Origin of the sequence: Flavobacterium nackdongense (genome assembly GCF_004355225.1) — a bacterium.
GTDB lineage: Bacteria > Bacteroidota > Bacteroidia > Flavobacteriales > Flavobacteriaceae > Flavobacterium > Flavobacterium nackdongense.
Map to the genome: position 1 here is coordinate 2,679,341 of NZ_CP037933.1, position 20,720 is coordinate 2,700,060.

A 20,720-nucleotide genomic window follows, 5' to 3' on the forward strand; every position below is an offset into this window, starting at 1 on the left:
TAGGAGGGAATAAAAAACGCCTTTTCTATTCCTAAATAAAAATCGATTCGTCTGCATATATTATTCAATTAGAAACTTTTTTACCACAGTTTTATTTTCTGAATCAATTTTCGCATAATACATTCCTGATGGAAAATCGAGGTCTATTTTGGTTTCGCCAACCGTCTTTTTAACAAATACTTTTGCTCCAATGCTATTGTAAATTTCGATGGTCGCCAATTCGTTCAAACCCGAAATGCGGATCGCTTTTTTGGCTGGATTGGGATAAAGGTTTACTTTCAATTTTAAATTTTCGTTAGAAGATAAATTAAAATGCCACGCTTGACCTGCCTTTGCACCCCAAATATAATTCGCCAAATCAGGATAATCAATAAACGGATTTCTATTCACCTGCCAAGTATAAATGTAATTGTTTCTATTCATTTCAAAATCATCGGCTACGTCTAAAGTATTCCAAGTTAACAAAGAAGCCAAATCACCCAATTGCCCGACAGTTGTGTCGGCTATATCGCCATTGACAACGTTCAAGGCATTGTAACGAACCGCCATATAAAAAACGGAACGCGCTACATCGCCTTTCCACGAGCCCGAAGTCCCGCTTGGTCCGTTGTAGCCCGTCAATCCATAATCTTTATTGCTGCGCAAACTATTTTCTGCGCCGTCTTCTGCACGAAGGTGATGGGCATCGGCATGACCTGCAAGAATATCATCGGCATTGGTGGGCAACCAGATATCTATTCCGTCGGCAATACTTTCGGTTCCATCTGTAAAACCGCCGCGCGATTGCGGATAAATGTGCTCGCGATTCCATTTTCCGGTATTGATTCCGGTGTCTTGAAATTCTAATTTGGATCGGGATTTTTCGACATACATCAACCAAACTTCGTTGCTGTTCAAAGGGCTTTGATCAGCTGTTTTTAGAATTTCGATGATATCGCCATAATTATGCGCGTGAACCACGGCTGGATTGGCAATAATATCTTGAATGGCTTTTTTTAAAGACGAACCCGAAAGGCCTTCGAGGGAATCGTAATAGCCTACCGGCGCCGTGCTCGAGACTGTTCCATAAGTTGGATTTAGCGGTGTTCCAAATGGTGCAACAGTAAAATCATTGTCGATAACTCGGATTTCTATATTGTCATTGAGTCGCTTGAATTCGGGTGGAATACTGCCGAATTTAATTTTTAAAACCTCATCTCCTTCATTTAGAACATCGTCGGTCAGGGTGATGGTTGTGGCAAAAGTTTTGGAACCCGCCGGAATGAAAACAGTCGTATTTCCAGTGTAATCAGCAGTTGTGAAAGAAGAATTATTTAAAGTAAAATTAAAGGTCAAGTCACTACTTACATTGGTCTGCGTTGTGAAGGTAATTTGAAAACTATCTCCCTCATTTTTATTAGCCGTGTTGGCTGATATTGTAATTCCGTTGAAAATAATTCCGCTACCATCGTTATTCGCTCCTGGAGTCGGGTTTTTGGTTTCGAAAGTGCCGTCGCTTTTTCGTTGAACGGATTGCGTGGTCTGCGCACTATTTTGACCTTCGTTATATTGTACCGTAACGCCCAACAAATTCATTAAAGTGGCAGCATCGGGATCGTTGGTGTCGTACATCAATGCGTCGATAAGGTTAGTTTTGGTCGCCAAAGTAAACTCAGGAAAATCAGACGCACTTGCTTTATAAAGTCCCACACCATCTTCTCCGTTTTGAATGATATTATCGGGGAAAGTTTTATCAGGTGCTGGCGAAACAAGGGTGTTTCCCAAGAGAATTATTCCGTTGGCATCGGTGGTCAATTCGTTTAAATCTAGGGTAAAATAACTTTGATTTGCGGTTGAAGAAGTTGGATTTCCGTTGAAGAAAACCAAAATATAGCCGTCAAGTGAAAAATGAGGCGTTGTCGATTTTAATTCGATAAATTCTCGATCGTCAGTGCTTGGCGTATCCGAATCCAATTCGTTGATAACGACTTGCGCATTCGAAAGCGACACCATCAGAAAAGCGCAAACAAAAAATATATTTTTCATTGATTGTATTGATTGGAATAGCAAAGTTAAACATTAATCTTTGATGCGCTTCGAAGGCAATTACTGAAACTAAAAAGGCTTCCCTTCAGAAGCCTTTCTAGATTCATTTTTATAATAATTAATTTACAGTGATATTATCTAATTGTAATGTAGTAGTTACGGCTGGGAAAGCATTTGCATTTCCAGCATATTCAAATACGAAATATCCATTACCTGTTACCGATGGAGGAATCGCATATACACCGCTAGCGGTAAAAGTGGTACCATAACCAGAAGTTGGAGTTGTAGGAATGGTAAAATTCGAAGTAATATTGACCATTTTTGAAATGTCAACTTTTCCTCCCGGAGTATAATCAGTCGCAAGAACATAATACACTTTCAATACAGCTCCATTCCAGAATCCCATATTGGTTCTAAACGATAAATTATTTGCTGTGGTCATATTTACAGGGACAAATAAATACGTATTATTCGCACCACCAGAGCCAAATGATGTCATTTGAATGTATTTATTAGAGCTAAAAGTTTTCACCTCAAAATACCTTGAGCCAACTGCTGCATCATTAATATAATTTGGAAAATTAGTTTGCGATGGTGATGAAATATAACTTTCGAATGTTTCGTTTACTGTTGATGGGAAAACTGCAGAATTTGAACCGACAAGCGCTGGAGTATAATCTACTCTTGGGTTTGGCATATTGGCATCGCGTTCGGTTCTCATAATAATTTGAAAAGTAGAATTGTATTTGGTCAGTACGCCTCTTATTTTTCCTTTTCCGGTTGGAACTTTATAACCAGCAAAATTGGCAAATCGGCTAGTTCTAATAGTTAATGTTTTTACGCCGTCTGTGACATAAATACTAGAGTCATAATCATCCTCTCTATTGGAATCGTAAGTTCCACCCGCAGCTTCATCGGTAAACTGAACATTATCAATTTCAACCAAAGTATTTAAATAAGTATCTCCAACTTGCGCCAATGTTATTTTACGAACAATGGCATCTTCGCTTACGGCATCACAAGAAGCAATAAGGTGTTTAGGATATTCCAAAGTTGGAAGTCTGTCTACAGCGTATTGCTCTGTTGGTTTTGCTCCGAAAATTAAACCTACTCCAAAACTTGTTGGATTGGCATACGCCAAACCTTTCAGTTTCAGAAACACTTTTTTACCAGGTTGAAAATTTTTGCTATACAGATTACCCTCGTCAATAGACAGGTTGTATCCTTTAGAACCATCTACAGCCTGAACATACATACTTTTATAAAAATTTCCGCCTTCGTCGCTTGAAACTACATAACCTTCGATAATATCGTCGGCAGTGTAGGTTGGTGTATTCGGAATTCCTGTTGAAGGATCAGTCACAGGGTTTTTGGCCACAGCATAAATATCGGCTATGGATTTAGTTTTGGTCAAACCTGGATCGACACAGTTGCCAAATTCTGGGGTATCGTAAGTATCATTTACACAACCCGAAAACAAGAAGATGGCCATTAAAATGATAAAACTATTTTTTAATCTATTTTTCATAACGATTGCTGTATTAGAAGTTTAAATAAATATTTACCATAAATGTTCTTCCGTATCCGTAGAAATATTTAGGTCCAAAAGAGCGAGTTGGGCCACTATGGTCTTTGTATAATTCGCTATACGAAGCGTTTCTGGCTTGTTCGAATCCACCTGTTTTGTATTGAATGTCGAATACATTATTGACATTGGCAAACAAGCCTAAAGTTTTTTCTTGTATTCTCCACGTTTTTCCTCCTACAAGATTGACCAAGGTGAAGGCATTGAATTTTTCCTGAGCCAAATAACTGGCAGACAATGCGGCATCATAAGGGAAATTGGCTTCATCAGAATCGGTGATGTATTTTGAGGTTCTCAACAGCGGCGCAACATCGAGATAATTGTTTGACAAATAATTGACATTGGCACCAATCCACCAGAATTTTGGATCCCGATATTCCAGTCCTGCAGAATACGCTTGTTGTGGCATACCAGGGAGTTTATAACCCTGCATATTCGTTGGTCCATTGAAAATATCTTCGGTTACACCATCGGCGTGAATGACTAAATTGGGGTTGTTGGTGTAGGTGTAATCGCCATAAGCGGCAATAGCAGTGGCTTTCAAAGTAGAGGTAAATTGATATTCTATCCCAGCCTCGATTCCTTTGTTTCTCTTATTTTGACCAGAAACCACTTCCGAAACAAATTCGCCATTTCCCACGCTAATATTATCGGCATAATAAAAAGAAATATCGGTAGTATTTTCGGTTTCATTGAAATAGGCTGTGAAACGCGCTTTTAGCTTGGGCATTCTAATAATATAACTAGCGTCAACACTATTGATGGTTTCGTTTTTGATGTTGTCTGTTATATCATTATTCAAACGAGCATTTGGAAAAACATCTTTGTGGTTCGGGGCTTTGGTCATATAAACCGCGTTGACATCAAAATAATGTTGCCCCGTGATTTTATAGGTTGCTCCTCCTTTGAAACCAAAATTATCAAAGTCCATTTTTGTACTTTTTCCAAAAGAGTTGTCTGGATAATAACCGTTTTTGTAGAGACCTTCTCTCTGGTAACTGCTTTTAGAAAATGATTGTCCGAGGTAGAAATCTATTTTATCATAGGTGAATTTAAATTGTGTAAAGGCTTCTAATCTCGTGGCATCGATAGTATAATTATAGCCATATTTATCGCCTACGCCAACGGTTCTGTTGGGATTATTCAAATCCGATTGTTCTTCGCCAGGCAAAGTACCAAAGGTGTTAATGTCATTGTAATAGGTTCCTCCCAAAAGATCGATTAAGTTTTTGAAATTGGACGATGTTGTTTTGGTAAAACTGGCTCCGGCATTCATCACGATGTTATCGGCCAATTGTGATGAAAGAATGGTATTGGCAACCATCGTTTTATCGTCGGTTCTGTCTTCGTACAAAACATAACGGCTACCGTTGCTTATGTTGTCATTATTGATGCGATACATCGAGGTCCAATCCATTTGGGGTTGCGCTAGAAAATTGGCCTTAGTTTCTTCTGCAGCAGCATAATCTGGCGTGTAAGTTGCTACATTATTACGATCATAGGAATACAATGTGGTGTAATAACTTGGTAGTTTTTTGTAGTAATTTGGATCAGGATTATCTGCTTTTTGAAAATCGATGCGGCTGTTTCCTATTTCTCCAAATTGGTACGAAAGATTGGTATGAAGTCTTGTTTTAGAATTAAATTTCCAATAATGGCTTAGGGTAAAGATCGGTTCTTCGACATCTTTTACTCTTGAATTTCTTTTTTCACCTTCTTGATACCCCCAATAGGAATTGTATTTAAAGTTTTTCAAATCGGTAACTTCTTGGGTGTTTGGCGAATTTTTACCTCTACGGTTTTGTGCATAAATAGAAGTAAAGTTAAGGCTATGATGGTCGTTTATTTTCTTTTCGATACTGGCAAACAAAGAGTTGGCAGCATAATCCGTACCATCAAAATAACCGTCTTGAGCCCAACGTCTTCCTCCTGATATTACATAAGCCCAGCCATTTTTATCCATACCTGAGGCGTGGGTTGCCATCGCTCTAAAGTTGTAATTGGTATTGGTACTCAAAAACGAAATTCGAGTTCCTGGTCGGTACACCGATGCTCTTGTAGAAATATATTGGGTTCCCGCAATTCCCCCAAAAGTATAATCGGATGGCGCGGAAGCATTGGTGAATTCTTGATTTCGGGTGGCGTCATTCAGGCCTCCCCAGTTACTGTATTGCGGTCTTCCATCTGAAAGCCGATTCATCGAAATTCCATTAATTAAAATATTCGAATATTCATTGTCGATGCCGCGAACGCTAAATCGAGCTTGTCCAAAATTATAGGCCGCTGCCTGCAAAAACACATCTCTTGAGGCTTGCAACAATCCTGCAGTACTTTCGGATCCGCTATTGTCATCGCTCAAATCGTTGTCGGTTATTGTTATTAGCGTTAATTGTTGCTCCGTTGTAATGTCTTCTTCTAAATTAACGGTGCCAATGTCTAAAAGCTCGTTTGGTTTAATTTCAATTTGAAGTAATTGTTCTTTGTAGCTGTTGGTTCTAATGCGAATGATTTGGCTTCCAACGTCTAATTTGTCAAATGAAAACTTTCCATTGGAGTCTGAAAGCTGCATTAAATTGGTGTTTTGAACCGAAACGATTACACTTTGCATCGGTTTTTGTGTTTTCGAATCGACTACTTTACCTGTAACTCCACTAGTTGTTTGTGCAATAGCAAATACTATTTGCAATACAAATAATGTACTAAAAATAATTTTTTTCATGTTAAATATTAAATTAATTCATATTGATAAGAAATAGTATTTCTTAACCAATACAAAACTACATTTATAATTTTTATTACATACATTTGTTCCCAAGTTTTTGTTAAATTTTACAGTATAATAATACCAAAATCATGAAAATCAAAAATTTTATAATTGTTTTGTTTGTATTCTTTTTTATGAATCAGACCCAAGCGCAACAAAAAAAGTATGCTTTGCGTACCGTAGCATTTTATAATTTCGAAAATTTATTTGACACCATCAATAATCCAAATTTTGACGAAGAATGGCTGCCAAAGGGACTGCAGCGATGGACCTCAGAAAAATACAAGCAAAAACTAGAAAACCTTTCCAAAGTTATCATGCAAATCGGAACCAATGAGATGCAAAAAGACGCTCCAGCATTGATTGGAGGTTCCGAAATAGAAAACCGACACGTTCTTGAAGATTTAGTCAAACATCCCAATATGGCTCCATTTGATTATGGAATCGTCCATTTCGATTCGCCCGACAAACGAGGAATTGATGTGGCGCTATTGTACCAAAAAAAATATTTCAAACCTACTAGTTTCATCAACATTCCACTGATTATTTATCGAGGGAACAGTAATGAAAAGGAAAAAGAAACCGACGAGGACAAAGCCGATAAAGACAAAATAGAAATCGCAACCGACAACCGAGTGTATACCAGAGACATCCTTTTAGTCACTGGTTTTTTGGATGGCGAAGAGGTCAACGTTCTAGTCAATCACTGGCCCTCGCGTTCGGGAGGAGAGAAAAAAAGTAGCCCATTTCGAGAAGCAGCAGGACGATTGGCAAGAAAAGTAATGGATTCCGTTTATAAAGTAAAGCCAAATGCCAAAATCATTCTGATGGGTGATTTGAACGACGGATCTTATAACAAAAGTGTAAAAGTGGGACTTGGAGCCAAATTAAAAAAATCCGAAGTACAAGAATTCGGAGTGTACAATCCATTCGAACAAATGTATAAAGACGGAAATGCCACATTATTTTATAGGGATTCAGGCGATATTTTCGACCAAATTATGGTTTCTCAAACCCTTATACAAGAAGATCATTCAACTTATCAATATTGGAAAGCTGGCATCTACAACAAGCCCTTTATGATCGAAAAATTCGGCAGATATGCAGGCTACCCTTTGCGACATTCCGAAAACGAAATTGGCTATAGCGACCACTTCCCAGTTTATATTTATTTGGTCAAAGAAGTAAAATAATTTAAAATTCACAGCATGAAAAATATAGTAACAATAGTTCTTGTCCTGTTTTCAATCCATTGCTTTTCGCAAGACACAATAACCACTACCAAGGTCAAAGATTATATGGACAAAGAAGTTTGTGTACTCGGAAAAGTAGTTTCATACAAACTCGCTTCCGAAGGCAAAAATACCAATTACATCAACATCGATAAACCCTATCCCGAAAGTATTTTTACAGTAGTGATTTCTAACTTTTACCTCGAAAAACTAAACCTCAAAATCGAAGCGCTACAAGACAAAAACATTTACATCAAAGGTAAAATTACGACCTATAAAAACGACCCCAAACAAATTCCACAAATTTACAATCCAACAAGCATTGTGATAAAAAAAGATTGATTATTCGACTTTTTACACCCAATTACTGCCTTTTTTGTTACAAAAATATTTCAAGATCGAAATGCATTGAAATTTAGCAGAAAATAAGGCTAAATTCTTTACTAAAAGACTACTTTTGCAAAAAATTAAATTTTAGCTTCCGTTATGGACGATTATTATTCGAAGAGCACACATTACAAACAGGAATAGCCTCTGCCTTTGGTACGCGATATTCCTAAAATATTGCACGCCATTATGATTACGTACTACAAAAACAACAACGGCTTAACTCAAACCGAAAACCGTGAAGAAAACTGCTGGATTAATGTAGTTTGTCCCACCAAAGAAGAAACCAAATTTCTACTCAAAGAACTCCAAATTCCCGAGGATTTTTATAATGACATCGAGGATATCGACGAACGTCCCCGTATCGAATTTGAAAATGGCTGGTCGCTTATTATCCTGAGAATCCCTTTCAAAAGCAATGATCCAAAACTGCCGTTCAACACAGCACCCTTGGGATTAATGTTCAAAGACGATGTATTTCTTTCCCTTAGCTTTCACCAAACCGAAATCCTAAAAGACTTCGTTTCCTACACCAAACGCAAAAAAATCACTATCGAAAACCACTTCGATTTAGTGCTAAAATTACTGTTATCCTCTAGCATCTGGTTTCTAAAATACCTAAAACAAATCAATCAGCGGATCAAACTCGCCGAGGACAACCTCGAAGAATCCATCAAAAACGAAGAACTTCAAGCCCTGTGGCAAATAGAAAAATGTTTGGTGTTTTTCGTGACTTCTCTAAAAGGCAACGATGTTCTATTTCGTCGAATCAAAAATTTGAAAGCGCACAAAGACAACTACGACCCCGAATTACTCGAAGATGTCGAAATCGAATTGCGCCAAGCCGAAGAAACCACCAACATTTACAGCAACATCTTAACCGGAATGATGGATGCGTATGCGTCTGTAATTTCGAACAATTTGAACGTAATAATGAAGCGCCTGACCTCCATATCCATCATCTTGATGATCCCGACTTTAGTCGCCAGTTTATACGGAATGAATGTGCCCAATAACTTTCAGGAAAACCCCTTCGGATTTTGGATTGTCCTATCCATTTCCGTGTCTATATCGGTTTTAGGCGTGTTTTTATTCAAGAAAAAGAATATGTTTTAGCTTTTCAGGAGCTATTCCCGCTTTCCGTTACAACCTTGTTTCATAAAGCCTATTTTTCTAAGCCCAAAAAGGAGCTTCCGCTGGTCGCTCTTTTTGGGCAAGAAAAATTAGCCTTTCTGTTCACAAGGGTTTCCACTGCAGTCGGGGCTAAAAATAAGCGTTATGAATTTCGGACTTCTTTGATTTCGATTAATGCTTTTCTGGCTTCGGGAACTAAATGCTGATTTAACCGATGCTCAATTTCTTGGTCGGAAAGATTTTGAAAGTCTTTTTTAAAACTTTCGTATTTCGAAAGACTTCTTTTCTCGATTTCTTCCGTTGGTGTTTTAAACCAATCTTGCAAGATATCTACAACTCGACCTCGATTTAAGAAAAGAAAAAGTACAAGAAAAATAGTTGGAACGACTTCAAATTTGATAAATCCCAATTGAATAGAAAATTGAAACGGTACAAATTGAATACCAGTCAAAACTCCTAAGATTAAAATTATACCCAGTAACGTTTTGAACCTTTGAAAAAATTTATAATACGCTATAAAACAACTGATCAATAAACTTAATCCTATCCAAAGTTGAGCGTTAAATACCCAATTGGAAACAAATCCAACAATTAATGACACTATTGAAACGAAAGTAAGTAAAGCCAATAAGTAAAAGTTTTTATCGTGTTTCATATGCACATTTTTTTTTCAAATTTACACTATTGCCCCGAAAACCCGTAATTTCCACTTTCTTATTTCTGCAAAATAATAGCAATTTATACCAAAAACAAACATAAAATACTGGAAAACACTAGGCTATTTGTCAGTTCGAAGGAGTCGCGACGCACGAGAGCAGACACGAATTACAGCCTGACCAACGGATTAGTCCGATTGGATAAATAATCATAGTACATATTAAATCTGTTTTTTTGGGTTTTATTCCACTATTTACAGCTCGAGTAATCCCGAGATTGTTTTTGAACAAATACTTTAAATAAAAAAATTGGTGGGTTTTTCTATATTTAAACTACTACAACGTTTTCATGTTGTATCTATAACAAAATAAGCGGTTTAGTCGATTTTTTACTGCTTTTTTAACCCATTTTTTTCAGTATTAAACCTTAAATTTGCACTTTCTTAGAATTCAAAATCATATATTTTGAAAAAGTATGTTGGCATCATAGCATTATTTGCACTGGTTTTGCAAAGTTTTACCTCAAAACCAAACACTGAAGATTATTTTATTACAAAACCCAATCTTTCAGAAGATCCTGTTATGCAACAAATAAATAACGGAAAATTGGTGTACAACAAGACTTGTGTGGCTTGCCATCAGATAAATGGAGCAGGAATACCGGGCGCTTTTCCTCCATTGGCAAAATCAGAAAATTTGAATACCGATCTCAACAATTCCATCAAACAAGTATTAGTTGGTTCAAAAGGCCCAAAAACCATTAATGGAAAAAAATACGTAGTTCCTATGCCTAAATTGGCGCTAAGCGACCAACAAATTGCCGATGTTTTTACTTATTTATATGCGAATTGGGGCAATAATAAAGCCGTGGTAAAACCAGAAATGGTGAAAGCAATCCGTAAGCGAGTGCTTTAAATGATGAGCTAGAAACTTCAATTCATCAGTGATAGCATTTCTGTTTTTTAAACAATGAGAAATGAAAGCTGTTTTCAGTTACTGCTTCAAACTTCCCACAATTCCTTTCAGCAACCCATTGAAATCAAACTTTTCATCTTCGGTCAGCCCCATTCGAACGATAACTAAATCCTTCGAAGGAATAATAAATACTTTTTGGCCTTGATATCCGTTGGCGGAATACAAATCACGCGGTGCATCAGGATAACGTCCTCCCGCATTGAGCCAAAAGTGTGCCCCATATTTTTCGTTTGAACCCTTGGTTGGTGTAGCTACATATTTTGCCCAAGTTTCGTCGAATAATTGCTCTCCGTTCCAATTGCCTTTGTTCAGATACAGCAAACCAAATTTGGCCCAATCCCTAGTCGTAGCCCAACTGTAAGAGGAACCTACGTAATTTCCAGCCATATCCGTTTCGACCACCATCGAATTCATTCCGATTTTGTCAATAAAATTCGTATACCAAAAATCGAGATATTCCTGATGAGTCTTGAATTGTTTTCGCAAAATCCCCGAGAGCAAATTGGAGGTGCCTGAGGAATAATTCCAATGCGTGTTGGGTTTGAATTGTGCTGGTTTTAGTAGTTGAGAACGCGTCATATCTTCTGCTTGAAAAAGCATTTGGGTAGCATCACAAATTTTAGTATAATCCTCTTCCCATTCCAAGCCAGAGTTCATATGAAGCAAGTCGTTGATGGTGATTTTTGCTCGTTCATCATTGGCCCATTCGCTAATTGGAGCAGGTTTATAAATGTCAATTTTCCCTTGTTTTTGCAAAATACCAAATAGTGTAGCTGTGATGCTTTTGGTCATCGACCAACCCAAAATTTTAGAATCCTTATTGAAGCCCGTATCGTATTTCTCTGCGATGATTTTGTCTTTGTAAATTACCAAAATCGAACGTGTTCTTTTATTTTTAACTCCTTTTTTATCAAAAGCATTGGCAACAGCCGCATCCAATTGGGCATAATTAATCGTTGAAAAAACAGTGTCTTTCGGTTCCCCATTTCCGTAAGGGAAAGGCAAATTATTCTCCAATTTTGTTCTTTTTGGCACTTCATAAGGCTTTGAAACATCAAAATCGTCATTGATTAAAGTAGCGCCCAAGCCTTCACGGTAAATGGCTTTTCGCTTTTTCAAACCAAAAACCGAAGCTGTGGCAAATTGTTCGCCTTCATTTATACTATTATTTGCCCAATCAATTTTAGGAATATCATTGTCGCCGTTTTCAATCATTTCTTGGGTACGATGGTCTATAAAATGACCTGATGCCATACTTTTGGCTGAGAATCCTGAAATCAAATCAAGTTTTGGATAGGTTGTATAACCAAAATAAAGTAAAAACAATACAGCCGCTATACCAAGAATTTTGAAGAATTTTTTCATAATAAGCTAATTTTTGTAGCAATTTAGCAAAAATCAGTATAGATAAAACATATTGACAATAAATTTAAACAGTTAAAATTTGTACAATCCGTACCCCTTTACAGATCTAGATTCATTACTTTTGTATTTAGAATTTTTCTAAATAAAACAATGTTAGATATCAACAAAGTTAGAGCCGATTTCCCGATACTTTCCAGAACGGTCAACGGAAAACCATTAGTCTATTTTGACAACGGCGCCACTTCGCAAAAACCACAAATTGTGATGGATGCGATTACAAAATACTATCAAGAAATCAATGCCAACATTCATCGTGGCGTGCATACTTTGAGTCAATTGGCCACGGATGCCTACGAAATTTCGCGTGGTAAAATTCAAAATCACATCAATGCCAAATTCGCTCACGAAGTGATTTTTACTTCGGGAACAACGCACGGAATTAATGCTGTTGCCAATGGTTTTGCTTCGATACTAAAACCGGGCGACGAAGTCTTGGTTTCAGCCTTGGAACACCATAGCAATATTGTGCCTTGGCAAATGTTGTGCGAGAAAACAGGAGCGGTTTTGAAAGTCATTCCGATGAATGAAAACGGCGAATTGATTATGGCGGAATACGATAAACTATTGTCAGATAAAACCAAAATTGTAACTGTAAATCACATCTCGAATGCTTTGGGAACAGTGAATCCCGTAAAATATATGATCGACAAAGCCCACGAATTTGGCGCTGCAGTTTTAATTGATGGTGCGCAAGCTGTTCCGCATTTGAAACCCGATGTTCAGGCTTTGGACTGTGATTTTTATGTTTTTTCAGGACATAAAATCTGTGGACCAACTGGTGTTGGAATTTTATACGGAAAAGAAGCTTGGCTCAACAAATTACCGCCTTACCAAGGGGGTGGCGAAATGATCAAAGAAGTCAGTTTCGAAAAAACCACTTATGCCGATTTACCACACAAATTTGAAGCAGGAACACCTGATATTGCGGGAGGAATTGTCTTAGGAACCGCTGTAGATTATATGAATTCTGTTGGTTTTGACAACATTCAACAGCAGGAATTGGAATTATTAGAATATGCTACCACACGATTATTAGAAATCGAAGGTTTGAAAATATATGGCACAGCCAAGGAAAAAACTTCGGTGGTTTCGTTTAACATTGGCGAAATCCATCCATACGATATTGGAACCATCGTGGACAAATTAGGCATTGCGGTTCGAACCGGTCATCATTGTGCGCAACCGATAATGGATTTTTTCAAAATTCCGGGGACCATTCGTGCCTCTTTTGCGTTTTACAATACCAAAGAAGAAATTGACGTTATGATTGACGCTTTGAAAAGAGCACAAATGATGTTGTCTTAAAATTATAGAGAAATGAAACTATTTACGATGCTATTTTTAAGTCTGTTTGTCAGCAAAAGTTGCACGGGTCAAACCAAAAACGATTTGAAATTGGCCGTGATGGAATATACTGCGAGCACTCGAGGTTTTTATCAAAAGATTACTATCGAAAATCAAATGGTTTCTGTTTCGAAAGACAGAAGCGGGACTGAAAAGCCCATTGTAACAAAAATTTCGGACAAAGATTGGAAGGAATTGGTAAGCTATTTTGAAGCGATACATTTAGAAAGTTTATCGACTTTAAAAGCGCCAACCGAAAAACGATTCCACGACGGAGCCGCCATCGCCAATCTAAAAGTAACCTATCAGGACAAAAGCTTTCAAACAGAGGCTTTCGATCACGGAAATCCACCGGAATCCATCAAAAAAATAGTGGACAAAATAAATACCTTTGCAAAAAAAGAATAATGAGCATTAAAAAAATACAAGACGAAATAATAGACGAGTTTTCGATGTTTGACGATTGGATGCAGCGTTATGAATACATTATCGAGTTGGGGAAAAACCTGCCCTTAATCGAAGAAGAATTCAAAACTGACGACAACATTATCAAAGGATGCCAATCGAAAGTATGGTTGAAAGGCGAGCAAAACGAAGATAAAATCGTTTTCACTGCCGATAGCGATGCCATTTTAACCAAAGGAATCATAGCGATTTTAATTCGGGTGTTTTCGAACCAAAAAGCTTCGGATATTTTGAATGCCGATATGGATTTCATAGATGAGATTGGGCTGAAAGAACATTTGTCGCCTACACGAGCCAACGGATTGGTTTCGATGATCAAAAATATAAAAATGTATGCCTTGGCATTCGATGCAAAAAAATGATTTAACATATAAGTCATATAAGTTTTATTTAAAATAAGCTAAGAAAAAAGAAGTGGTATAAGTAATTCTTTAAAACATGATTATAACCAGAAGTTCTCTCAAAGATTTAGTTTACCAAGTAAACGGAGCAGCGATTGAAGTTCATAAAAATATAGGAGCAGGACTTTTAGAAAACGTTTATCATCAATGTCTTAAAAAAGAATTAGAGTTAAGAAAAATAAATTTTTCATCTGAACTTCAAATTCCTTTAAATTATAAAGGATATGAATTAGAGTCAAAATTGAGATGTGACTTATTGATAGAAAATTGTCTTGTGGTAGAATTAAAATCAGTAACCGAAATAAACCCTGTTTTTGAAGCACAATTGCTTACTTATATGAATTTGTTAAAAGCTCCAATGGGTTTATTAATTAATTTTAATGTGAAAAACATTTTTTATGAAGGTCAAAAAACTATGGTTAATAAATATTATCGAATGTTAGAAGATTAACTATTAAAAATATAAGTCATTTAAGTAAAATAAATGAAAAACTTCAAAGGCCTCACATTTACTATAAACAAAAATAAAACTTAACCTTATATGACTTATATGGTTTAAAAAATAAAAAACTATGGAACAAAAAATAGACACCGAACAATTAGGAATAGAAATCGTATCAAAACTCAAAACAATTTACGATCCCGAAATCCCTGTAGACATCTACGAATTAGGATTGATTTATGACGTAATGGTCAGCACTGATTTTGAAGTAAAAATCTTGATGACACTCACTTCACCGAACTGCCCTGTGGCCGAAAGTTTGCCTCGTGAAGTGGAAGAAAAGGTAAAATCAATCGAGCATATCAAAGATGCTGAAGTCGAAATCACCTTCGATCCACCTTGGAATAAAGATTTGATGAGCGAAGAAGCAAAATTAGAACTGGGAATGCTCTAACAGTTAAATCGTTTATGGTTTATTGTTTGTTGTTCTGAACTATAAACAATAAACCTCAAACCACAAACTTTTCAAAAATGGAAGAAATTGTAAATAAAGTAGCCAATAGCACTCTGGAAGTTTTCGATCTCGAAGATTATTATCCAAAGGGAATTCGTGTGCAAATTGATATTTCGCAATGGTTTTTGGAAGGTTTTTTGTTGAAAGAAAAAGACTTTCGAGCTCAGTTGCAAGAACACGATTGGTCGCAATACCAAGATCAATATGTGGCTATTTATTGCAGCACCGATGCCATTTTCCCGGCTTGGGCAACGATTTTGGTTGCGGTTCAATTGGCGCCCTTTGCCAAGAAAATTGTTAACGGAACTATTGAAGATTTAGACGCTGCTTTGTACGAAGAGCTCCTTTCTACAATAGATTATTCGGCTTATGCAAACAAAGCGGTAATCATCAAAGGCTGTTCGAAAAAACCCGTGCCTGTGCGTGCTTATATTTTGGCAGCGCATCATTTGCAATCGCAAGCGCGAAGCATTATGTATGGCGAGGCTTGCTCGGCGGTACCTCTATACAAAGCTCCAAAAAAATAAAGTATTGGTTTTTAATTGATTGGCTTTTTGAAGATTTCATGAGTTTTATTACATTTGTTTTTCTAACACTAAACTCAAAAAATGAAACATCTACTACTAGGCCTAGCATTTTTAGCTTCGGCTGTGTCTATTCAGGCACAATCAACTGAAAAAGATTTAATCAAAAAATCGGAAGATGCCGTTAAAGTCATCAACGACACTACTAAAAATGGTTGGTCGAAAAAAGGAACTATCACCTTTTTGTTCAATCAGTCCAATTTCAACAACTGGATTGCTGGAGGCGAAAGTAGCCTTTCAGGGACTTTGGGCCTTAACTACGAATTGCATTACAAGTCTGAAAATACCACCTGGGACAACAGACTTCTCGCGAATTATGGACTAATCCGCACCGATAATGCCGAATTTAGCAAGAAATCGGATGACCGTTTAGAACTCAATTCCATCTACGGAAAGAAGGCCAAAGGGAATTGGTATTATTCCTTTATATTAAACTTTAGAACCCAATTTACAACGGGTTATGTTTATGGAAAAGATAGTAATGGTGCCGAAATACGAACTGAAAACACTGGATTTTTCTCTCCTGCCTACCTTACTTTTGGACCGGGTGTTTATTATAAGAAAAGCGATAATTTCAAATTAAATTTTGCTCCGCTAACCTCAAAATTCACCTTTGTAGATAATTATTACACTTCAATTCCTGGCTATGTTGACGGAAGCTATTTTGGTGTAGATGCTGATAAAAGTATGCGTTATGAACTTGGTTTTTATGCTTCAGGATATTACAAATTCACTTTGATGAAAAACGTATCGGTAGAAAACCTCTTGAATTTATATTCTAATTATTTAGAAGATCCTCAAAACGTTGATATCGATTACCAAATCAATGTGGTGATGACCATCAATAAGGCTTTGTCGGCCAATTTTACTTTTCAAACCATATACGACGACAATGCGTATCGAGGATTTCAAACCCGACAAGTCTTCGGTTTAGGAGTGAATTACGGTTTCTAAAACATCCCCATTTTAAACAAACATCCCTTTTGAAATTTGATTTCAAAAGGGATGTTTGTTTTGTGTAACGTTTTTTGGATTATGTAAGCCTAACTTTATATTAAGAGTTTTAAAACCCCAATTTCTTATAGCGGCTTTAGGCGATGTCTTTTATTTTCCGATGCTTATTTGTAGATTAGGTAATTCTATTTGCAATTTTACCGTTGCTTTTAATGCAGAAAAAACACGCATTAAAGTATCAATACTTGCATTGCTTGCATTATTTTCCAATCTCGAAATTTGTGCTTTTTGTACTCCTATTAATTTTCCCAACTCTTCTTGAGTTAGTTTACGTTCTTTTCTAGTTTCTTTAATTGCATTTCCAATTAAATCCATTTGTAAATCGTACTCAAATTTATCTCTGTTTTTTGTACCCATTTTACCAATAATCTCGTCAGTAACTTGGTCTAAAGTGAATGTTTTCATAATTTATTTAAGTTTTTTTCTTCAAAACATTTAGTTCTCAAATTTTTCGCTCTTTCAATTTCTTTTTTGGGAACTTTTCTTTGTTTCTTCACAAATCCGTGTGTTGAAATTACTAAAGTACTTTCTGAATTCGTTTTGTCCCAAAATGCCAATAATCTATATTGAAATTTTTGATACAATGTCCTGAATTCCCAAATATCATCTTCCAATTTTTTGAATAATTCAGGATCATTTTTATTTTCGGAATTACGAATATTGTAAATTATTTTTTTAGAATGTTTAATTTCAATAGACTTAAGAAACTCAAATACATCTTCCGAAAACAGTACTTAAAAAAGTAACAACAAGCCCTTTCTTTCATAAAATTTACCTTTTCTTTAGAATCTCATACTAATACAATATATTTGTAAATAATATAACAATTCTAACCCATAAAGTTACAATGATAACAACAGCAGAACAATTCGGAATGAAAGAAGCCTTGGTACAATTGGGTATAAAAGCTATAAATGAAGGAACTTCAACAGGAATTCAGCATTTTTCAAACGGAGAAATCCTCGAAAGCTACTCGCCCGTTGACGGAAAATTAATTGCAGCCGTAAAAACAACCTCCGAGGCAGATTACGAAAAGGTATTGCAAACAGCTTCCGAAGCCTTCAAAACATTTCGATTAATGCCAGCACCACAACGTGGTGAAATCGTGAGACAGTTTGGAGAAAAATTGCGAAAAAACAAAGAAGCTTTGGGCAAACTCGTTTCCTATGAAATGGGCAAATCATTGCAAGAAGGCTATGGCGAAGTTCAGGAAATGATAGATATTTGTGATTTTGCCGTGGGACTTTCGCGTCAATTGCATGGATTAACGATGCACTCGGAACGTCCAGGTCACCGTATGTATGAACAATACCATCCAATGGGAATTGTCGGAATCATTTCGGCTTTCAATTTCCCGGTTGCGGTTTGGGCTTGGAACACGGCTTTGGCTTGGATTTGTGGCGATGTTTGCGTTTGGAAACCCTCCGAAAAAACACCGCTGTGTGGCATCGCCTGTCAGAACATCATTGCCGAGGTGATCAAGGAAAATAATTTGCCAGAAGGAATTTCTTGTTTGATCAACGGAGATTATAAAGTAGGCGAATTAATGACAAATGATAAACGAATTCCACTAATTTCAGCTACAGGCTCCACCCGAATGGGGAAAATCGTGGCGCAAGCCGTCGCGGGTCGTTTGGGAAAATCACTACTCGAATTAGGAGGAAACAACGCCATTATTGTTACCCCAGATGCCGATATCAAAATGACGGTCATCGGTGCCGTTTTTGGAGCTGTTGGAACTGCAGGACAACGTTGTACTTCGACCAGACGTTTAATCATTCACGAAAGTATTTATGACAAAGTAAAAGAAGCTATAGTTTCGGCTTACGGCCAATTGAAAATAGGAAACCCATTGGACGAAAACAATCACGTAGGACCACTGATTGATAAGCAAGCTGTCGCAATGTACACTAATGCTTTGACTAAAGTTGTCGCCGAAGGCGGAACACTTATCGTTCAAGGCGGCGTACTTTCGGGCGAAGGTTACGAAAGTGGTTGCTATGTAAAACCAGCGATTGCCGAAGCTGATAATGCTTTCGAAATTGTCCAACACGAAACTTTTGCTCCTGTTTTGTATTTATTGAAATATTCGGGTTCGGTAGAAAATGCGATCGAAATTCAAAACGGAGTAGCTCAAGGACTTTCCTCGGCCATTATGACCAATAATCTGCGTGAAGCCGAATTGTTCTTATCGGTTGCAGGTTCCGATTGCGGGATTGCCAATGTCAATATTGGAACTTCGGGAGCCGAAATTGGCGGTGCTTTTGGCGGTGAAAAAGAAACGGGTGGCGGACGCGAATCGGGTTCCGATGCTTGGAAAATCTATATGCGTCGTCAAACCAATACGATTAATTATACTACGAGTTTACCCCTAGCACAAGGAATAAAATTCGATTTGTAGTTGAGGCTTTTTTTATCCTCTTTAATCAAATTTGAATAATTAAGGTTTGATTTTGTGTTTAGAATCAAATAAATACAGAATCAAGCCTATTAAAATTGTGGATAGTCCTATTAGACTTTCTTTTGGGTGAGCAATAAAGGTAAAATAGCAAATGTAAACCCCAAAAGCCAAAAACACGACCGGAAAAATCCAGAAATACTTGCCTTTGAAAATGTATCTTTTGTTGGATGGAATGGTAAAAACCGTTGCCACCGCAAGTGTTGCCAATATTTGTAACAAGAATGAGGCATAAATAAAAATTTCTTCAAACTCTCCTGTCAAAATGATAATAATGGAGATTAAAGCGTGAACCCACAAAGCTAAATAAGGAATTCCGTTTTTTGTTTTGTTCATAAAACTCCAAAGTTTATTCTCTTTTGCGGTAGCAAAACTTACTCGGGAACCAATCCATAAATAGCCGCTAATCGTAGCAATTAATTGAGCTGCAATAAAAAAGCTAACCCATTTCGCCCCATTCAAACCCAAAAATTTCTCTGCTGCGATAGAAGCCACATCTTCTTGGTTGACTAATGACGCAATCGGTGCGTGTTTTAGAAAAACATAATTGATTAAAACATAAACCAAAGTCACAAATAGAGTTCCAAGGATCAATGATTTTGGAAGGTTTTTGGTTGGATTTTTTATTTCTCCAACAATATAAGAAGCAGAATTCCAACCGGTATAAGCAAAGGAAACAAACACTAGTGAACTCGCAAATTCTGGCATTTGAACTTCTTTTACCCAGCCATTATCGAAAGTTAAACCGTTTTGGACTTGCGGAGCATAATACAATCCGAGGCCTATTATCCCTAAAACAAATACAACTTTTAACAAAGTAAAACCGTTTTGAAAATCACTACTTACCCTTAAACTAAAAGATTGCGAAAGAGCGGTGAAAATAATAATTCCTATGGCAAACTCTTTTCCTAATTCTAGGCCAAAAATTTGTAAATACTTACTCATCGCCAAAGCTGCCAAGGCTACAGGAGCTGAAAAGCCAACAATTAGTGAAATCCAACTGCTTAGATATCCAAAAAAAGGATGAAAACCTCGGGACAAATAAATATAATCGCCACCCGTTTCTTTGTAATAATTGCCTAATTCTGAATAGCAAAATGCACCAAACATTGCCAATATTCCTCCAATAAACCATAGTAATATTATGGAATAGGTATTAGTCAAATAGGCAACCTGATACCCCAAGGAAGTAAATATCCCAGTGCCAATCATATTCGAGACTACTAATGCTGTGGCTGTAAGCCAAGTAATTTTTTTCAAAGTTGAAAAATGTATGATTTATAAAAAAATTTGCCAAGGCAAAAACCTTGGCAAA

General features: G+C 36.8%; 20 protein-coding genes. 12 read left to right on the plus strand and 8 right to left on the minus strand.

The annotated features are described in order from the left end of the window. Nucleotides 1-60: 60 nt before the first annotated feature. The 3 genes from E1750_RS11520 to E1750_RS11530 all read right to left on the minus strand — a co-directional run bounded on the left by E1750_RS11520 (nucleotide 61) and on the right by E1750_RS11530 (nucleotide 6,329). The gene (locus E1750_RS11520) at nucleotides 61-2,025 is read right to left on the minus strand and encodes an endonuclease (RefSeq protein WP_133276917.1); all 1,965 of its coding nucleotides are present in this window, start codon (nucleotides 2,023-2,025) and stop codon (nucleotides 61-63) included. Between the two features lie 118 nt (nucleotides 2,026-2,143). Then, nucleotides 2,144-3,553: a DUF5689 domain-containing protein gene (locus tag E1750_RS11525; protein WP_133276918.1), complete on the minus strand. Its 1,410-nt coding sequence runs from the start codon at nucleotides 3,551-3,553 to the stop codon at nucleotides 2,144-2,146. 13 nt (nucleotides 3,554-3,566) lie between these two features. After that, nucleotides 3,567-6,329, minus strand: coding sequence for a carboxypeptidase-like regulatory domain-containing protein (locus E1750_RS11530; protein ID WP_133276919.1), 2,763 nt, complete (start codon nucleotides 6,327-6,329; stop codon nucleotides 3,567-3,569). 134 nt (nucleotides 6,330-6,463) lie between these two features. Here E1750_RS11530 and E1750_RS11535 point away from each other — a divergent pair, with 134 nt between their 5' ends. The 3 genes from E1750_RS11535 to E1750_RS11545 all read left to right on the plus strand — a co-directional run bounded on the left by E1750_RS11535 (nucleotide 6,464) and on the right by E1750_RS11545 (nucleotide 9,109). Continuing rightward, on the plus strand, nucleotides 6,464-7,567 hold the full coding sequence (locus E1750_RS11535; protein WP_133276920.1) for an endonuclease/exonuclease/phosphatase family protein: 1,104 nt from the start codon (nucleotides 6,464-6,466) through the stop codon (nucleotides 7,565-7,567). Nucleotides 7,568-7,582: 15 nt separating this feature from the next. Then, entirely contained in the window at nucleotides 7,583-7,948 is a 366-nt protein-coding gene (locus E1750_RS11540; protein ID WP_133276921.1) for a hypothetical protein, read from the plus strand. Nucleotides 7,949-8,182: 234 nt separating this feature from the next. Then, nucleotides 8,183-9,109, plus strand: a complete 927-nt coding sequence (locus E1750_RS11545; protein WP_133276922.1) for a magnesium transporter CorA family protein — start codon at nucleotides 8,183-8,185, stop codon at nucleotides 9,107-9,109. 160 nt (nucleotides 9,110-9,269) lie between these two features. On the opposite strand, the gene E1750_RS11550 is transcribed toward E1750_RS11545, so the two are convergent. Beyond that, complete coding sequence (locus E1750_RS11550; RefSeq protein ID WP_133276923.1) at nucleotides 9,270-9,782, minus strand: hypothetical protein; 513 nt, start codon at nucleotides 9,780-9,782, stop codon at nucleotides 9,270-9,272. A gap of 466 nt (nucleotides 9,783-10,248) precedes the next feature. Between E1750_RS11550 and E1750_RS11555 the strand changes: the two genes are divergently transcribed. Further along, nucleotides 10,249-10,698, plus strand: coding sequence for a c-type cytochrome (locus E1750_RS11555; RefSeq protein ID WP_133276924.1), 450 nt, complete (start codon nucleotides 10,249-10,251; stop codon nucleotides 10,696-10,698). Nucleotides 10,699-10,776: 78 nt separating this feature from the next. Here the strand turns inward: E1750_RS11555 and E1750_RS11560 are convergent, their stop codons facing one another. Beyond that, nucleotides 10,777-12,123: a serine hydrolase domain-containing protein gene (locus E1750_RS11560; protein ID WP_133276925.1), complete on the minus strand. Its 1,347-nt coding sequence runs from the start codon at nucleotides 12,121-12,123 to the stop codon at nucleotides 10,777-10,779. Nucleotides 12,124-12,273: 150 nt separating this feature from the next. Here E1750_RS11560 and E1750_RS11565 point away from each other — a divergent pair, with 150 nt between their 5' ends. The 7 genes from E1750_RS11565 to E1750_RS11595 all read left to right on the plus strand — a co-directional run bounded on the left by E1750_RS11565 (nucleotide 12,274) and on the right by E1750_RS11595 (nucleotide 16,887). Continuing rightward, nucleotides 12,274-13,488 (plus strand): aminotransferase class V-fold PLP-dependent enzyme, encoded by a 1,215-nt coding sequence (locus tag E1750_RS11565; protein WP_133276926.1) that lies wholly within the window; start codon nucleotides 12,274-12,276, stop codon nucleotides 13,486-13,488. Between the two features lie 12 nt (nucleotides 13,489-13,500). Beyond that, nucleotides 13,501-13,935 (plus strand): hypothetical protein, encoded by a 435-nt coding sequence (locus E1750_RS11570; protein WP_133276927.1) that lies wholly within the window; start codon nucleotides 13,501-13,503, stop codon nucleotides 13,933-13,935. Then, complete coding sequence (locus E1750_RS11575; protein WP_133276928.1) at nucleotides 13,935-14,354, plus strand: SufE family protein; 420 nt, start codon at nucleotides 13,935-13,937, stop codon at nucleotides 14,352-14,354. The genes E1750_RS11570 and E1750_RS11575 overlap by 1 nt, the downstream gene beginning before the upstream one ends. A gap of 76 nt (nucleotides 14,355-14,430) precedes the next feature. Beyond that, nucleotides 14,431-14,844 carry a GxxExxY protein gene (locus E1750_RS11580; protein ID WP_133276929.1) on the plus strand — a complete coding sequence of 138 codons (414 nt, stop codon included), beginning with the start codon at nucleotides 14,431-14,433 and terminating at the stop codon, nucleotides 14,842-14,844. A gap of 121 nt (nucleotides 14,845-14,965) precedes the next feature. After that, the gene (locus tag E1750_RS11585; protein ID WP_133276930.1) at nucleotides 14,966-15,289 is read left to right on the plus strand and encodes a DUF59 domain-containing protein; all 324 of its coding nucleotides are present in this window, start codon (nucleotides 14,966-14,968) and stop codon (nucleotides 15,287-15,289) included. Nucleotides 15,290-15,366: 77 nt separating this feature from the next. After that, nucleotides 15,367-15,876, plus strand: a complete 510-nt coding sequence (locus E1750_RS11590; RefSeq protein WP_133276931.1) for a DUF2480 family protein — start codon at nucleotides 15,367-15,369, stop codon at nucleotides 15,874-15,876. An 81-nt stretch (nucleotides 15,877-15,957) separates the two neighbouring features. Then, entirely contained in the window at nucleotides 15,958-16,887 is a 930-nt protein-coding gene (locus tag E1750_RS11595) for a DUF3078 domain-containing protein (protein ID WP_133276932.1), read from the plus strand. Between the two features lie 150 nt (nucleotides 16,888-17,037). On the opposite strand, the gene E1750_RS11600 is transcribed toward E1750_RS11595, so the two are convergent. Beyond that, nucleotides 17,038-17,352, minus strand: a complete 315-nt coding sequence (locus E1750_RS11600; protein ID WP_133276933.1) for a helix-turn-helix transcriptional regulator — start codon at nucleotides 17,350-17,352, stop codon at nucleotides 17,038-17,040. Beyond that, on the minus strand, nucleotides 17,349-17,678 hold the full coding sequence (locus E1750_RS11605) for a type II toxin-antitoxin system RelE/ParE family toxin (RefSeq protein WP_133278134.1): 330 nt from the start codon (nucleotides 17,676-17,678) through the stop codon (nucleotides 17,349-17,351). The genes E1750_RS11600 and E1750_RS11605 overlap by 4 nt, the downstream gene beginning before the upstream one ends. A gap of 116 nt (nucleotides 17,679-17,794) precedes the next feature. Between E1750_RS11605 and amaB the strand changes: the two genes are divergently transcribed. Continuing rightward, the gene (gene amaB, locus E1750_RS11610; RefSeq protein ID WP_133276934.1) at nucleotides 17,795-19,348 is read left to right on the plus strand and encodes an L-piperidine-6-carboxylate dehydrogenase; all 1,554 of its coding nucleotides are present in this window, start codon (nucleotides 17,795-17,797) and stop codon (nucleotides 19,346-19,348) included. Between the two features lie 39 nt (nucleotides 19,349-19,387). Here the strand turns inward: amaB and E1750_RS11615 are convergent, their stop codons facing one another. Further along, a complete protein-coding gene (locus E1750_RS11615) occupies nucleotides 19,388-20,665 on the minus strand; it encodes an APC family permease (protein WP_227873885.1) in 1,278 nt (425 codons plus the stop codon). Nucleotides 20,666-20,720 lie beyond the last annotated feature (55 nt).

Coding starts and splice junctions, on each gene's coding strand:
- E1750_RS11520 (WP_133276917.1), bottom strand. CDS start 2,025: ATGAAAAATATATTTTTTGTTTGCGCTTTTCTGATGGTGTCGCTTTCG.
- E1750_RS11525 (WP_133276918.1), bottom strand. CDS start 3,553: ATGAAAAATAGATTAAAAAATAGTTTTATCATTTTAATGGCCATCTTC.
- E1750_RS11530 (WP_133276919.1), bottom strand. CDS start 6,329: ATGAAAAAAATTATTTTTAGTACATTATTTGTATTGCAAATAGTATTT.
- E1750_RS11535 (WP_133276920.1), top strand. CDS start 6,464: ATGAAAATCAAAAATTTTATAATTGTTTTGTTTGTATTCTTTTTTATG.
- E1750_RS11540 (WP_133276921.1), top strand. CDS start 7,583: ATGAAAAATATAGTAACAATAGTTCTTGTCCTGTTTTCAATCCATTGC.
- E1750_RS11545 (WP_133276922.1), top strand. CDS start 8,183: ATGATTACGTACTACAAAAACAACAACGGCTTAACTCAAACCGAAAAC.
- E1750_RS11550 (WP_133276923.1), bottom strand. CDS start 9,782: ATGAAACACGATAAAAACTTTTACTTATTGGCTTTACTTACTTTCGTT.
- E1750_RS11560 (WP_133276925.1), bottom strand. CDS start 12,123: ATGAAAAAATTCTTCAAAATTCTTGGTATAGCGGCTGTATTGTTTTTA.
- E1750_RS11565 (WP_133276926.1), top strand. CDS start 12,274: ATGTTAGATATCAACAAAGTTAGAGCCGATTTCCCGATACTTTCCAGA.
- E1750_RS11570 (WP_133276927.1), top strand. CDS start 13,501: ATGAAACTATTTACGATGCTATTTTTAAGTCTGTTTGTCAGCAAAAGT.
- E1750_RS11575 (WP_133276928.1), top strand. CDS start 13,935: ATGAGCATTAAAAAAATACAAGACGAAATAATAGACGAGTTTTCGATG.
- E1750_RS11580 (WP_133276929.1), top strand. CDS start 14,431: ATGATTATAACCAGAAGTTCTCTCAAAGATTTAGTTTACCAAGTAAAC.
- E1750_RS11585 (WP_133276930.1), top strand. CDS start 14,966: ATGGAACAAAAAATAGACACCGAACAATTAGGAATAGAAATCGTATCA.
- E1750_RS11590 (WP_133276931.1), top strand. CDS start 15,367: ATGGAAGAAATTGTAAATAAAGTAGCCAATAGCACTCTGGAAGTTTTC.
- E1750_RS11595 (WP_133276932.1), top strand. CDS start 15,958: ATGAAACATCTACTACTAGGCCTAGCATTTTTAGCTTCGGCTGTGTCT.
- E1750_RS11600 (WP_133276933.1), bottom strand. CDS start 17,352: ATGAAAACATTCACTTTAGACCAAGTTACTGACGAGATTATTGGTAAA.
- amaB (WP_133276934.1), top strand. CDS start 17,795: ATGATAACAACAGCAGAACAATTCGGAATGAAAGAAGCCTTGGTACAA.